The organism is Exiguobacterium sp. s57, assembly GCF_018617685.1.
Classification (GTDB): Bacteria; Bacillota; Bacilli; order Exiguobacteriales; family Exiguobacteriaceae; genus Exiguobacterium; species Exiguobacterium marinum.
The window spans coordinates 153,156-168,206 of the sequence record NZ_JACSKR010000003.1; the positions used below are offsets into that span (position 1 = coordinate 153,156).

General features: G+C 44.3%; 16 protein-coding genes. 10 read left to right on the forward strand and 6 right to left on the reverse strand.

Annotation, left to right across the window (positions count from 1 at the left end):
* Positions 1-17: 17 nt before the first annotated feature.
* The 7 genes from KNO98_RS09205 to KNO98_RS09235 all read left to right on the forward strand — a co-directional run bounded on the left by KNO98_RS09205 (position 18) and on the right by KNO98_RS09235 (position 9,454).
* A complete protein-coding gene (locus KNO98_RS09205) occupies positions 18-2,987 on the forward strand; it encodes a type I restriction endonuclease subunit R (RefSeq protein ID WP_214700593.1) in 2,970 nt (989 codons plus the stop codon).
* Between the two features lie 936 nt (positions 2,988-3,923).
* A complete protein-coding gene (locus KNO98_RS09210; RefSeq protein ID WP_214700595.1) occupies positions 3,924-4,253 on the forward strand; it encodes a nucleoside triphosphate pyrophosphohydrolase in 330 nt (109 codons plus the stop codon).
* On the forward strand, positions 4,246-6,609 hold the full coding sequence (locus tag KNO98_RS09215; protein ID WP_214700597.1) for a DEAD/DEAH box helicase family protein: 2,364 nt from the start codon (positions 4,246-4,248) through the stop codon (positions 6,607-6,609). The genes KNO98_RS09210 and KNO98_RS09215 overlap by 8 nt, the downstream gene beginning before the upstream one ends.
* A gap of 45 nt (positions 6,610-6,654) precedes the next feature.
* A complete protein-coding gene (locus KNO98_RS09220; RefSeq protein WP_015881071.1) occupies positions 6,655-6,912 on the forward strand; it encodes a hypothetical protein in 258 nt (85 codons plus the stop codon).
* A gap of 128 nt (positions 6,913-7,040) precedes the next feature.
* Positions 7,041-8,579, forward strand: coding sequence for a hypothetical protein (locus tag KNO98_RS09225; protein ID WP_214700598.1), 1,539 nt, complete (start codon positions 7,041-7,043; stop codon positions 8,577-8,579).
* Positions 8,580-8,665: 86 nt separating this feature from the next.
* Positions 8,666-9,028: a hypothetical protein gene (locus tag KNO98_RS09230; protein WP_214700599.1), complete on the forward strand. Its 363-nt coding sequence runs from the start codon at positions 8,666-8,668 to the stop codon at positions 9,026-9,028.
* 12 nt (positions 9,029-9,040) lie between these two features.
* Entirely contained in the window at positions 9,041-9,454 is a 414-nt protein-coding gene (locus KNO98_RS09235; RefSeq protein ID WP_251130003.1) for a stage III sporulation protein AH, read from the forward strand.
* Positions 9,455-9,504: 50 nt separating this feature from the next.
* Here KNO98_RS09235 and KNO98_RS09240 read toward each other — a convergent pair whose 3' ends face one another.
* The 6 genes from KNO98_RS09240 to KNO98_RS09265 form a co-directional block, all read right to left on the reverse strand.
* A complete protein-coding gene (locus KNO98_RS09240) occupies positions 9,505-9,783 on the reverse strand; it encodes a CPCC family cysteine-rich protein (RefSeq protein WP_214700600.1) in 279 nt (92 codons plus the stop codon).
* Between the two features lie 81 nt (positions 9,784-9,864).
* Positions 9,865-10,224, reverse strand: a complete 360-nt coding sequence (locus KNO98_RS09245) for a DUF1304 domain-containing protein (protein WP_214700601.1) — start codon at positions 10,222-10,224, stop codon at positions 9,865-9,867.
* A 1-nt stretch (position 10,225) separates the two neighbouring features.
* Positions 10,226-10,510: a putative quinol monooxygenase gene (locus tag KNO98_RS09250; protein ID WP_214700602.1), complete on the reverse strand. Its 285-nt coding sequence runs from the start codon at positions 10,508-10,510 to the stop codon at positions 10,226-10,228.
* Positions 10,511-10,537: 27 nt separating this feature from the next.
* The gene (locus KNO98_RS09255; protein ID WP_214700603.1) at positions 10,538-11,176 is read right to left on the reverse strand and encodes a nitroreductase family protein; all 639 of its coding nucleotides are present in this window, start codon (positions 11,174-11,176) and stop codon (positions 10,538-10,540) included.
* A 23-nt stretch (positions 11,177-11,199) separates the two neighbouring features.
* Positions 11,200-11,610, reverse strand: coding sequence for a MarR family winged helix-turn-helix transcriptional regulator (locus KNO98_RS09260; RefSeq protein WP_214700604.1), 411 nt, complete (start codon positions 11,608-11,610; stop codon positions 11,200-11,202).
* A gap of 107 nt (positions 11,611-11,717) precedes the next feature.
* A complete protein-coding gene (locus tag KNO98_RS09265) occupies positions 11,718-12,485 on the reverse strand; it encodes a hypothetical protein (protein ID WP_214700606.1) in 768 nt (255 codons plus the stop codon).
* A gap of 180 nt (positions 12,486-12,665) precedes the next feature.
* Here KNO98_RS09265 and KNO98_RS09270 point away from each other — a divergent pair, with 180 nt between their 5' ends.
* From KNO98_RS09270 to KNO98_RS09280, 3 genes are read left to right on the forward strand one after another with little or no spacing between them, the layout of a single operon-like run.
* On the forward strand, positions 12,666-13,055 hold the full coding sequence (locus KNO98_RS09270; RefSeq protein WP_026826544.1) for a GntR family transcriptional regulator: 390 nt from the start codon (positions 12,666-12,668) through the stop codon (positions 13,053-13,055).
* Positions 13,042-13,923, forward strand: coding sequence for an ABC transporter ATP-binding protein (locus KNO98_RS09275; RefSeq protein WP_214700607.1), 882 nt, complete (start codon positions 13,042-13,044; stop codon positions 13,921-13,923). Before KNO98_RS09270 ends, KNO98_RS09275 begins: the two co-directional genes overlap by 14 nt.
* Positions 13,913-15,040, forward strand: a complete 1,128-nt coding sequence (locus tag KNO98_RS09280) for an ABC transporter permease subunit (protein WP_214700609.1) — start codon at positions 13,913-13,915, stop codon at positions 15,038-15,040. Before KNO98_RS09275 ends, KNO98_RS09280 begins: the two co-directional genes overlap by 11 nt.
* Positions 15,041-15,051 lie beyond the last annotated feature (11 nt).

Below are 15,051 nucleotides of genomic sequence, written 5' to 3' on the forward strand. Positions count from 1 at the left end.
ACGAGGGGTGTGGTCTAATGGCAACTAACACAAAAGAATCAGGACTTGAGACATTAATTATTAATCATCTTGTAAATCAGAATGGATATGAGCAAGGGCAAAACAGTGACTATAATAAAGACTATGCAATTGATGAGACACGTTTCTTTCAATTCTTAGAGGATACTCAAAAAGAAAAGTTGGAGATGTTGGGTATTTATAAAAGTGATAGCAACAAAGCAAAGTTATTGAATCGTTTGCAAGGGGAAATCACGAAAAATGGTGTAATTGAAGTTTTAAGAAACGGACTGAAAATCTATCCAGTGACACTAGATTTGTTTTACCTTACGCCTTCTGAAGCCAATGATGCAGCAAAAGCACTGTACAATAAAAACAAATTTAGCGTAACAAGACAGTTGATGTATTCGAGAGACAACATGAAACTTGCACTTGATTTTGTTATCTTTCTTAATGGTCTACCTATCATTACATGTGAACTTAAGAATCAACTGACGAAGCAGAATGTTGAGGATGCGGTCTATCAGTATAAGATAGACCGGGACCCTCGTGAATTACTCTTTCAATTTGGACGATGTATGGTTCATTTTGCAGTTGATGACAATGAAGTCCGCATGTGTACGAAACTTGACGGTAAGAAATCCTGGTTCCTACCTTTTAACAAAGGATATAAAAATGGAGCTGGGAATCCTCCTAATCCTGATGGAATCAAGACGGACTATCTTTGGAAACAAATTTTTGTGAAGAGTGAACTTGCAAATATCATTGAAAACTATGCACAAATTGTTGAGGAGAAAGACCAAGAAACTAAAAAGGTAAAGCGTACCCAAATCTTCCCTCGATATCACCAGTTGGCTGGTGTGAAATCTATCCTAGCTGATGTCAGTGAGAAGGGTATCGGTCAAAAATATCTTATCCAACATAGTGCAGGAAGTGGAAAATCGAATTCGATTGCTTGGCTTGCTCATCAATTGGTTTCTTTGTCAAAAGACAGTAAGAATTTTTTTGATTCAGTTATTGTTGTCACTGACCGAATTAATCTCGATAAGCAGATTAAGAATACCATTAAAGGGTTTATGCAGGTATCGAACACGGTGGGGCATGCAGAAAGCTCAGGAGACTTAAGGAAACTACTTCAAGATGGTAAGAAAATCATCATTACCATTGTTCATAAATTCCCGTACATTCTTGATGACATTGGAAATGAACACCGAAAAAACAAGTTTGCTATCATCATTGACGAAGCTCATTCTAGTCAGAGTGGAAACATGTCGGCCAAAATGAATATGGCACTTTCTGACCAATATGAAGATGCGGAAAATGAAACGACAGAAGATAAGATTTTAAAGATACTAGAGGGGAGAAAAATGCTTAACAATGCGAGTTACTTTGCATTTACAGCAACCCCGAAGAATAAAACGCTTGAAATGTTTGGTGTCCCTTATTCAAAGGACGGAAAGATTAAACATCGACCGTTCCATGTTTATACGATGAAACAAGCCATTCAGGAAGGCTTCATTTTGGACGTATTGAAAGACTACACGCCAATTAAGAGTTACTACAAGATTGCCAAGATAGTAGAAGATGACCCGAAATTTGACAAAAAGAAGGCACAAAAAAAGCTGAGAAAGTATGTTGAGTCCAATGAAAAGGCAATCGAACTAAAGTCTGAAATTATGGTAGACCATTTTCATGACCAAGTGATTGCAAAAGGAAAAATTGGCGGTCATGCTCGTGCTATGGTTGTAACTAGCAGCATTGAACGAGCCATACAGTACTATTATTCTATATCTGCTTACTTGGAAAAACGTAAAAGTCAGTTCAAACCAATCGTTGCCTTTTCAGGTGAGCACGAGTACGGTGGAAAGAAAGTAACAGAGAGTTCGATTAACGGGTTTCCTAGTAGTGAAATTGAGAAAAAACTCAAAAAGGACCCGTATCGTCTCCTAGTCGTGGCAAATAAATTCCAAACAGGTTATGATGAACCGCTTCTTCATACCATGTATGTTGATAAGATATTGACAGACATTAAAGCAGTTCAAACATTATCTCGTTTGAATAGAGCGCATCCACAAAAACATGATACATTCGTACTAGACTTTGCAAATGAAACGAATACGATACAAGATGCTTTTTCTAAGTATTATAAAACAACGGTACTCTCAGAAGAGACAGACCCGGATAAACTTAATGACTTAGATAGTGACATTAGACGTTATCATGTTTTCACAGATACACATATTGATAACCTGGTAGAGTTTTACCTCAATGGGGCAGAACGTGATAAGTTAGACCCCATTCTCGATGTTTGTGCTAAGCATTATGAAGATGATTTGGATGAAGATGGCCAAATAGACTTTAAGAGCAAGGCGAAGGCGTTTGTGCGAACATACGGATTCTTGGCATCCATCTTGCCTTATGGAAATCCTGAGTGGGAAAAACTTTCAATCTTCCTAAACTTCTTGATACCAAAGCTACCTGCACCAAAAGAAGAAGACCTATCAATTGGTATTCTCGAAGCGATTGACTTAGATAGTTACAGGGCGGAAGCACAAGCTAAAATGTCCATTGTACTAGAGGATAAGGAAGAATATGAGATTGCACCAGTACCTACATCGGCAACGGGTGGGAAATCAGAAGTAAAGTTAGACTTACTGAGCAATATTCTCGAAACCTTCCATGACCTCTTTGGAAATATTTCTTGGAGGGACGAAGACCAGGTTAAGAAACATATTGCTGCTATCCCTGAAATTGTCGCAAAAGATAAAGATTATCAGAATGCGATGAAAAACTCTGATAAGCAAAATGCAAAAATTGAGAGCCAAAAAGCCCTAAATCGAGCTGTCATTAACCTTATGTCTGACAACATGGAAGTGTTTAAGCAGTACAATGATAACGACTCTTTTAAGAAATGGTTATCAGATATGGTATTTACTCTAACATACAATACAGATGGTGATGTGTACTCCGGCAGTCCGAAAATTAGCTGATAAACGTAATGAAAGTTAATATAAATAAAGGTTTATCGAATTAAGCGCAGCACTTTCTCGTAGAAGACCTCGTATGCGGTTTCTCAGTCGCTTGTTAATCTTGGCGAGCGCGTCCGTGATTTCATCATGTATTATGCGAAGTCCTTTCCTTTTGGAAAGAACTTGTGGAGGAATCTAATGGCGTTCTCGTTTCTTCTTCGTTGCCAGATGAGTACGGATTGGCGAAATACATCGGTACTCTGAGCGTCGCTAGGACGCGCTTGTGACCATTGAACTCTTTGAGCCGGTCAGTCGTCGCCTTCGTTTGGTCCGGCAGGGTAAGATAGAAATGGTTCTTTCCCTCGGTGAACGTCGCTAAGTATGTCTTTCATTGCCCCTGTCCGAAGAAGGCAATCGTTGATTCCCATCGCGTCTTGACGGCCTCTGGGCGTTTCACCTTCTAGCGCAGCGCAGTCGAGGACACTTCAATTTGTCCTTTAATAAATCCAACAATAGATGTTGGAGATGGCGATTTTGCTTGTGTAGAGGTGACCGCGAGTCTGTTCCAGCAATCAAGTAGCCTGCAGCTTTTTGATGATTATCCGGCGAGGTGTATCGTCGAGCTTCGTCTTGGTGCTGTAGTTGGACTTCGCCCTCTTGTAGCGTCTCTTCGTAAGTCTCGATTCGTCTCGCTGTGGGCCCTAGCTCTAGCTAAATATCTATTATAACACGTTTCATTGTGGTGAGATGGGTATAGCTCATGATATTTCCTCTGTCTAAATGTATGATGTAGTGACTGCATTCTATTCGAGGAGAGCGTCATGGGCTTTTTTCACTTTGAAGAAAATGGAACTTGTTTTGAAAAGAGACTATGGTGATGAACCGTAATCTGAGTTTGTTGACCACCACTCCTAGTGAAGTTAGCTTTCTGATAAATAGAGTGAAAGGAGAAATACAATGCCTAAATACAACAAACTCATCCGTGACCGCATCCCTGAAATCATTCACGAATCAGGAAAAATCCCGATTGTGAAGAAACTTACTCAAGCCGAACACTTCGAGCAATCACGATTGAAACTCTACGAAGAAATCAAAGAGTATGAAGAAACGAACATTGATGAAGAGTCTCTTGAAGAGTTAGCTGACATTTTGGAGTTGGTCTATACACTCGGAAATATGCATGGGGCAGACTTCGATGAATTGAACCGCATACGTGAAGAGAAACGCAAAATACGTGGCGGTTTTGAAAAAGGTCTATTTTTAGAAGAGGTCCTCGATCATGAGTGATTTACGACTCCATACGAGCAATCTTGGCATCCCTTTACAAGAACACATAGACGCGGCGACTGAAATTTATATGGTCGTCGCGTTTGCTCAAGTGTCAGGAGTGAAAGAATTATCCGCTTCGTTAAGAAAAGCGAGTGAACGCGGTGCGCAGATTAGAATCTTGGTTGGGGACTATCTATATCTCACCAACCCAGATGCGCTGGACATGCTTTTGAAAATACCGAACATCGAACTCAGGCTATACCGTTCAAATGGGAGGTCGTTCCATCCAAAGGCATATTTGTTCCGCACGTTCAATAGCGGTACATTTTTTGTCGGGTCGTCGAACTTATCACATAGCGCGCTAAATCATGGTGTAGAATGGAATGTTGAAATTCCTTCAAGTGTATCAGAGCAAGTGTTTGAAGAGTCTGTCGCTGCGTTCCATGAATTGTTTTATAGTGAATACGCACAAATGATGAATCCAGTCTCGCTACAGCCTTATCGGGAAGTGTATGAAGCTCGAAAGGATCGAATGAAGGAGCTGGAGGTCGCTGAACACTCTCCCGTATACATAGAAGATGATGCGATTACACCGACATCTGTCCAAGACGAAGCGTTGTTGGCACTCCGAGAGACAATGGGAGAAGGTCGAAAAAAGGCGATGCTCGTTTTGGCGACTGGATTAGGCAAGACGTATTTGAGTGCATTTTTTGCACGACAATTCAAACGTGTCCTTTTCGTCGCACATCAAAGAGAACTTTTGTTACAGGCAGAAAAATCATTCCTCAATGTTGCGACCGACTGGAAGACCGGATTATTACTCGGAGGTGAATCAAGAGATCAGGAAACTGCTGATGTCGTGTTCGCCTCGATTCAAACGTTAGCTTCGAAACAAAGAATGGAACGATATAATCCGGAGCAATTCGATTTGATAATCGTGGATGAGTTCCATCATTCGGCTGCTCCTTCCTACCGTCGGGTGCTAGATTATTTTCAACCGAAGTTCTTACTCGGTTTGACTGCAACGCCTGACCGTTTAGACGGAGGAGACGTATATGCACTTTGTGATGATAACGTTGCTTTTCAGATGCACTTTACGGAAGCGATTGAAAAATCGTTTTTAACCCCGTTTCATTATGTAGGAATATACGATGAAATCGACTACTCTCAGATTCGTCTGATCAATGGACGTCGTTATGATCAAGAAGAGTTATTGGCAGAACAGTTAAAAGAAAGTGTTGCCGAGAAGATTTATAGAGCTTGGTCAGAGCATCATCAATCGAGAGCACTCGGCTTTTGTTCTTCTGTTATACAAGCTGAATATTTGGCTGATTATTTCAGGAGGCAAGGAGTACAAGCGGTAGCACTTCATAGTCAGGCTGAGTATGATCGAACGGAAGTAATTGCCCAATTAAAGCAAGGACAATTGGACATCATTTTTGCAGTGAATCTATTTAATGAAGGTGTCGATATTCCTGAAATCGATACGCTATTGTTCTGTCGTCCGACTGAATCATTGACAGTATTCACCCAACAAATCGGACGAGGACTACGTCTATCGAAAGGGAAGACACATTGTACGATTATCGATTTGATTGGGAACTATAAAAATATTGATAAGAAACTGGCGTTATTGACGACAGACGGTCCAGATTCAATAAAGAAGGTTCCAACATCAAATAACTTACCTACTTCATGTACAATCGAATTTGATTTAGAGACTGTCGATTTGTTGAAGAAAATGATGACTCGTTCTTCGACACGACACCAATTGTTAGAGCGAAACTATTTTATGGTAAAAGAAGAGCTGGGGAGACGACCGACCTATCTGGAACTGATCCAAAGAGGCGAATATTCGTTGGAAGCCTATCAATCCGAAAGGAAGCACTTTGGTGGCTTCTTCGGCTTTTTAAAGAAAATTGGTGAATTGACAGACAGTGAATTAATTATTTTTAAAAATATGTATCCTCTTCTGTACGAAGTGGAGGATACAAGAATGACAACAAGTTATAAGATGGTTGTATTATCCGTCATGTTAGAGCGGGGAGCGCAAATGTGGTACAATCCTTTGAAAGCATCTGATGCAGCTTATCCGTTCTATGAATACTTGACGAGCGTACCTTATCGTCAACAGATTGATGGAAAGACGAAAGACTTTCAACAACCTTTCCATCAACAAAAAATTGAAAAATTGTTATTGCGCATGCCATTCGATAAAATTGCCAAAGGACCGTTTTATGTAGAAGGTGAAAGCCTACATATCGAATTCAATGAAGAGCTCCGCAATCCGATTGTTTATGAATGGGTGAACCAGATTGTAGAAGTTCGTTTACATTACTACTTCAGTCGGAAAGCGCAACGATCATCAAATTGATTGATTTAGTGATATTGAAAGAAAAAGTAGAAAGGTGGGGGTAATGTGAAACGCCTATTACTACGCAAAATCCAATTCGCCCTCCAGCACCATGGTGGGACGGCGTCTTTGAAAGACATTTATGCGTATGTCGAAAAATCATACTATCAACTCGAACTCGATCGATATAAAGATTGGAAAGGGCACGTCAATAAACAGATTCGGGCGCACTCCAGTGACTCGGCGAGCTTCACCGGGAAAGAGGATTTGTTCTATTCCACAGGAAATAAAGGCATTTGGGGTCTCAGACAATCCAATAACTAACGAAAGCGGGACCAATTTCACTTGGTTCCGCTTTCAATGTTTACAAAACATCACACCCTATTGTCACACAATGTTCATTCCTGTACACTTCGATATTGTGTGCTAAAAATTATGTTAGGGGTTAGTCAATGGAACTTGTACAGCAATTATCTCAAATGCAACTAATCAACCAATTCTGGTTGCTTATGGCCTTCATCATCCCGATGGTCATTTTATCTCGTATGGTCGTGGCTGGGACGCGCTTCTCGCCGATCCTCGTTATCGTCATCTTCGGTCTCGGTCTTGGATTTGGTATGGTCGAGCTCGGTATCGCGACACCAGGTCTTCCTGAATTCCCGCTCGTCGACTTCTTGTCACGGACGACAATCATCGCGTTAGTCGTTTCGTTCTTCGTCGGTGGACAAGAACTTCGTAAAATCTTAAGCAAACAAGAGCTCGACATGGAGGACATCGTCGTTCCTTCTAAAGAAGAGATGTTCCTTGGGACAGGACGTACGCAGTTCATCTTCATCCTTCGTTCGTTCTTCTTGCTCGTCGGATTGGAAGGGTTCTTCCGTATGGCAATCGAGCCAGGTACGGCAGAAGGGATTGCGCTTTACTACCCAATCCTCGCACTCCTCGGTCTTGCTGTGTCGTTCTTACTCATCGACCATAAAGCACGGATTCAGGACAAGAAAGTATACATGCAAAAAGGTGTCATCGAGACAGTCCTCTTGCTTGTCATCTTGTTCGTCTCGTTCTTGATTGCGACAGCGGTTCAGCCGATTATCGCACTTCCGCAAATCTTCTTTGCGATGTTGATCTCGTCGGCGCTCGGTGCTATCTTCCAAAACTGGACGTATGGACCGACTATCCGCGCGCTTCTCTTCGCAGGGATCCCGGTCGTCTTGGCTGCCAACTTCATGGTCGGTGGGTCACGAATCGGTGACGCGTTCGCGATCGAAGGCATGAACTCGATTCTCGTGTACGGTTTCTTCGGTCAGTTGTTCTGGATGTTCGGTGGAATCGCGCTCATCATGTGGTTCGCTCGTACGGGTCACATCCGTAACCTTGCGCCAGGTATGGCGGGGTCACTTTCGCACAGTGGTCTCACAGGTGCATGTACAGCCGGGGACTTCGGTCAAGTGGCGGCAAAACGTGCGCCAATTATGATCAACATCCCGTTCTTCGGACACATCTTCGTCTTCTCGATTCTTGCAGTCAGTGCCGACAACGGCGCGCTCTGGATCTGGCCGACAGCTATCATTGTTTTGATTGGTCTCGCGCTCACGGCGCTCGCATTGAAAAACTTACGTGCGGCGAACGGGGAAGACTTTAAAGAAGTCAAAGCGCTCATGCAGTTCTCGTTCGGATGGCAGATGATGGCCGTCTTCGGTGGTCTCGTCATCTTGACGTTCAGCACGATTGCATTTGATTACACGACAATGGCACAATCGTCAGCAATCTCGCACTTCGGCTTGTTCGCGGCGGTCCAAGGCGGTATGTTCGGGACGGAAGCATCGCTTCTCATCCCGCTCATCTTCTCGATGCCGTTCCTCGTGCACCCGATCGTCTTCTATATGTTCGGGAAAGCACTCGACAACGATGGTGAAATGCCACGTGTACCGGTATATGCGATGGCGCTCGTCGGTGTCGTCGGTGTATCTGCAGCGATTTTCGTTTTGTAACAGGACTCCGCTCTGACTTCGGTCAGGGCGGTTTTTTGATGAAATGGATATGGTAGACTTTGGATAGTGAAAGTGGGGGAGAGCGTATGAAAAAATGGTTGTTCATCGGTTTTATTGTGTTGATTGTAGCTAGAGTTTGGGTGGCACCGATATATACGTCTAAACCCAGTGAGACTGACTTTGTGAGCTGGTTCGAGGAAACGTATTCGGTACAATGTGAAGATGACAGCTGTGATTCGTTCGAGTTGATTGGGGATCAGACGAATACATATGTGAATGAAGAGGGATATATGAAACAATCCAGTGGCTTTTTCACTTTTGACATGGAGGTAAGGCGATTATATCGAAGTGCCAAAGAACCTGAACGAATCGGGACGATTGAAGTCAGATGGAATCATGATTCGTTCGAGATTACAGAAGAAACGGGCATCTTTGTATCTTCGCCATAGGAGGCTTGAAGCATGCTGATGATCACTCAAGATGTAAAGGGAAAGCGCTATGAGGCGCTCATTGATGTGTTGTTCAAGCATTGTACTCATTTTGCGTTCGTGGAAGACAGGCGACGAATGGAGATCGAAGACGAGCGTCTGGCGTATATGGATGTACTGACTGAAGAGATTCGTTGGGATTTGATGGAACGGACCATCGTGAGTGAATGGGAGACGACACGACTGTCTGGGGATACGGCGTATCAGTATTCGTTTCACATCAATTACAGGACAACGCAATTCCTAAAAGAACATGGTGGCTCGTTGTTCAGTTGGATCCATCCAGAACTTCCAGAAGACTTGATGTTTTACGCGGGGGATACGTGCGTGCTCGCGGTATGTTCCCATGAAGCGTTCTTTGTCGTCGATGAAGCGTTGTGGGATTAGATTAAATTAGATGAATGATTAAGGTCACCCGTATATAAGGTGACCTTGTATTAAGTCAACTTGCTAGGGAGTGGTCTCCAGTCTGAATCTTTTTTATCACATTCATTTGGTTTTCTGACAGAATCACAAAAGAGCCGATCACTCGCACCAAATTGAATGTAATTTTGTTGAGCCTGTCGAAGCGACACTATATTCGCACCGCCTTCATAATCGGGATTGTCGAATTGAACCCCGTCATCCTCCCAAAAGCAGATTCGACAAATGTCGTATGTGCCTGGTGGTTCCTCTTCTAACGTCTGATACCCACAGCATGGACATGTGTATCTCACCATCATCACCTCATTATTTAGTATAGAGGATACAAGCAAAAAGCGTCCGACCTTTTCTCAGGTCGAACGCTTTTTCTGTCATCACATAAACATCGAGATCAACGTCAAGATGGCGAGCCCACCTTGTGTCAGGATAATCTTCTTGTCACTCGTGATACTGCCATATAGGGCAACGAGGATGATATAGGTCAGGATCATGGTGACAACCTCGACCGGGTTGGGGGAGAGGTAGAGTCCGTACAAGAGTCCGACCCCAATCAATCCGTTATAGACGCCTTGATTTTTGAACAAAACCGACACCGAGTCTCTCGTTAGCTCGTCTTTCGACATACGGAAGACGCGTGACGTCGAGGAAGATGCTGTCGCAATCGTCTCTAAATAGAAGATATAGAAGAACTCGATTGCGACGAGCGTTCCGAGCACAAGGGTGAGCGTCGACATATTAGTTGATCGCTGCTACTTGCACGACCGGTTTCGCTGATACGTAGTTCGCGACGTTTTGTGCGAAGTTGATGAGGACCGGGTTTTGGTTGTGCTGCTCGAGAGCGGCTTGGTCTTCCCAGTTCTCGATCATGACGAAACGGTTCTCGACAGACGTTGACTCATATAGGTCATATCCGACACAACCCGCTTCTTGTTTTGATGAGTCGATCAAGACTTGGATGTCACGCAAGAAGTTCTCGCGTTGTGATGCTTGGATATCGAATGTGGCGTTTACTAAGATCATGGTTAATTCCTCCGATTGTTTAATAAATTATTTGAATGATGTGACTGTTTGAGCGTCAAGACGAACTGATGCGTAACCTTCTTCTGCCGCTTTCCCGACAGACAAGATCATGACAGGTACATAACGGTCTTTGTCGAGACCGAACGCTTCTGCGAGCTGGTCTTTCTCGAAACCGCCGATTGGGTTCGTGTCATAGCCGTGTGCACGAGCTGTGAGCATGAATTGCATCGCTGCGAGACTAGCGTCGATTTTCACGATGTCGTTCATCTCTTGTTTCGAGAGGTTTTTGTAGTAAGGGATGATCGCGCCGAGCTGTTGGTCACGCACTTCTTGTGGCATTTTGCCTTCTGCGACCGCTTGATCGTAGATTTGTTCACCGTACTCGTAGCACTCCATGTCTCCGAAGATGAGGAGCATTGCAGAAGACGAGTCGTTTTGACGTGTGTTGAAACGGATGAGTGGCTTGAGTGTCTCTTTCGCTTCTGGGCTCTCAACGACGACGAAGCGCCATGGTTGCATGTTGACGGATGATGGAGCCGTTGTTGCTTCCTGAATCATCTCGAGCATCTCTTCTTGTGAGATTTTCACGTTCTCGTCATAAACACGGATTGATTTACGACCGAACATGACGTCTGTGAATGTATTGTTTTCGAATGTAGTTGCCATTGGTGAATTCCTTCTTTCTCTGTTTAGGCGTGACTGTTCAATGTTTGAAGCAGCCCGGATAAGTGGTGAATCTCTTCATCGGACAAGGCTTGTAAGACGAGGTGGTTGGCCCGTTCGTCTCGCTCACAGTGCCCGAGGTCTTGCTCTGCTTTCTCTGTCACACGGACGAACATCTCGCGATGGTTCTCCGCGTTCCGCTCTCTGACGACATATCCTTTTTCTTCAAGGATCTTTAAATGTCGGGTGATCGCGGCATTGTCGATTTTCATTTCTTCTTTAATCACGCGTTGCGAACAGACGCCTCGTTCTTTGACGATTTGCAGCATCTCGTAGCGGGTCAGGCTGAATCCTGTCTCCCGTTCGAACGACGATGCGACGTTTTGTTCCGCCAACTTGATTTGGTAAAGTAATCGGCTGATTTCACGTAGGTCCATTGCGTCCCACCTTTCTCAATTGACTTATCAATCGTTGACTTGTCAAACGATACAACGTTTTGGATTGCCTGTAAAGTCAAACGCTCAAAAAAAGACAACACCGAAATTTATCGTGTCGTCTCCTCTTCGATGGGAGTGCCATCAAATCGATATTCTGTCGTGAATGTCGTCTCGTCGAATCCATACATTCGGTCGTAGGCATTCAAGTCCTCAATCGTCCGCACGTCGAGGAAGGACGGGTCGATGTCAGACGCTTTGCGCGTGAACATCATGTACCGTTCTGTGTAATCGTCATTTCCTCCAGGCTTCCCGTCGAACGAGAAGTGAATCCAATAGACATCGGATTCCACTTCTCGCATGACGTCGAGAATCCGTTGTTTCTGTTCGTCCGTATTGTTCCAGTCTTCATGAAACATGATCGATACGTCGAGATACGTCTTCGGATTCGTTTCAAAGATGGATGTCGGAGTCGGGCTGACGTTCGCTTGCGCATCATCGGACACACCGAGCGGTACTTCGGCACGAACCGTCTCTTCCTCTTTTAAGATCCCGCGCGATACGAGTCTCTCGTGAATCGTTCGCTCTGCCTCGCGTTCCCAATACGTCTCGAGCACGTTGTCGTGGATGGATCCGTCACTATATGTCTCGAGGAAATAGGTGCCGGCGAACGGTTCTTTCGTCAAAGTCATTTCCCCGGTAAACCCTCCCATATGCCAGTCGCGAGATAGCTCGATGTCGGGTTGTTCCTGATACATTTCTTTCACATAAGCACTGTATGCATCCCGTGCCTCGGATTTTTCAAGCGTCGTATACACGAAGAAGCCGCCAGCGAGAAGCCCGCCGACGATGCCTGCCACGATTCGTTTTTTTATCATTTTGTCACCTCTCCACCAATATACCCGATAAGACGGGGTGGGACCTCGGTCTAAAGACTTATTCAAATCATTTCCATTTCACTGTAAACTGAAAGTGCCCTCGAAATACTATTGCAATTACGTGTACTAATACATATAATACACTTAAAGAGTGCTATTGACTAGGAGAGGGTGTGACCCATGCTATACAAAATCGATATGAAAAGTTCAGAACCGCTATACGAACAAATCGTCAATCAAACGAAAGAACTCGTTATCCGGGGGATTTTACGACCGGGAGACAAGGTGATGTCCGTGCGCGAACTCGCCACCGACCTCGTCATCAATCCGAATACGGTCAGTAAGGCGTACCAAGAGTTAGAGCGACTCGGACTACTCGAGATGCGACGTGGGCGCGGGACGTTCGTCTCCGAAGACTGGGTAGACGATGATGCGGCACGCGAGCCGGTCATCGCATCAATCAAAAAGATTGCGATTGATTGCCATTATGCGAACGTGCCGTTAGACGAAGCCATCGACGTATTGCGGACCGAATATGAGAAAGTAGGGGAAGCCAATGCTGAAAGTTGAACAGTTAAGTAAACAAATTGACCGTCAGACGATACTTGACGGCATCGACTTTACCGTCGAATCAGGGGAGATCATTGCGCTAGTCGGGCGTAACGGTGCCGGTAAGACGACGCTTCTCCGGACGATGGTCGGCATCATCCGCCCAGATATGGGAGACGTATTATATGGAACGAAAAGTATCTTCAAAGACGCGGGATTGAAACGGGACGTCATTTTCGTGCCGGATTCTGCAGATGCGCTTAAACATTACACAGTGAACGAGGCGACGGACTTGTATGAGTCAATCTATCCATCGTTCAATCGTTCCGCATTCCGTGAGACATTGACGCGTTACAACATCGATAACAAAAAAATTCGCCAACTTTCAAAAGGACAGAAGGCGCTCGTCACGTTATCGCTCGCCTTCGCCGTCCAAGCGAAATACTATCTTTTGGACGAACCGACGGACGGTTTAGACGTCGTCGCCAAGTCAGACGTATTGAAACTGATGATCGCCCAAGTCGAGAGACGGAACTGTTCGATTATCGTCTCGAGTCACCAGTTACATGAACTTGAACGAATCGCCGACCGTATCATCATGATCGAGAATGGACGTGTCAAAGCGATCATGTCACTCGAAGAGGCGCGTGCCCTCAGTATCAAGTGGCAAGTCGTCTTTAACGACCATGTCCCGGTCGAATTGCTCGAACGAAAAGATATCGAAATCATCAGCGTGACAGGGCGGGTCGTGCTGTTCATGGCGAAAGAACGGACGGAAGAGCTCGAGGCGTTCGTCGATTCATACAATCCGATGCTCATCGAAGAGATCCCGATGTCTCTCGAGGACGTCTTCCGTATCCAGTTAGGAGGAGAAGCTCATGCCGTCTAAAGTGTTGTTGAAGAAAGATTGGAAACAAGTGTCGCTTCTTTGGATTTTGCTCGTCTTCTTAGGAGTCGTTGCCTTCACGGTGCCAGTTTGGACACAGTTTGAACAATTTGATGAACAAATAAAGGATGCAAGAGCCAATTCTGTAGATTACGGTATCCCGTTTGAAGAGCGGGGTAAACTGACGGTTGAATCATTCTTCGACCCTGAATCGAGTTTAGCGTTCTATTTTGGTGACATCGGAAGTGTTATTCCTCTCGGTCCTGTTGTATTCTTGTTTGTTGTATTTAGTGCACTCATGGCGACATCTTTGATTGGTGCTGAACGAAACAGTCAAATGTCAGACTTTTCGATGTCGCTCCCGTTCACCCGTACACAGTTGTACATATCAAAATGGGTGTTGGGGGTAAGTGGGATTTTAATGTCTACGCTGATAGGAAGTATCGCGATGTTTACTTTGATCGCAACTTCTCGTTACTCCTTCTTATTAGAAGGTACCGTTGTTAAATCTGTTGTGATTGTCCTGTACATCGCATTGATTGGAATCTCGTTATTTTCGTTGTCTTTATGGATGGGTTCATTCGGAGGAGAATCCATTTCTCAAGCGACGTGGTCATTTGTCGCCTTGATTTTCCCGTTAGGAATCATTGCATTGATTCAAGGTTCGGCATATGCGTTGACAAGTCTAGATGGATTAAGTATATGGATGGATAATATGTACAACAGTGTGTTTATTCAAGTCGTTTCACCACTTGGAAACTTAACGAATTTAAATGTATATGAATATATTCGATCGGATAAGGACTGGATCGATTTTGTCATGATTAATATCCCGTCGTCCATTTTGTTCATCTTATTGTCATATGGGTTAGGGGTCTGGATGTATAATCGCGCACCTCAAGAAAATAATGGTCGCTTCTTCATGTTCAACAACTGGTTGTGGCTTGTGCACATTATCATCGTTTTATGTATCGCGATGTTCACGGGAATCGTGTTCACGACATTCACATATCAAGCGAACAGTATGTTATACATCGTCGGCTTTCTAATTGGTGCCTTCCTAGCGCACTTACTCGCCAAGCGCCTGCTCTACCGATTCAACTTGAAACTAAAATCGTAAGGAGGGACATC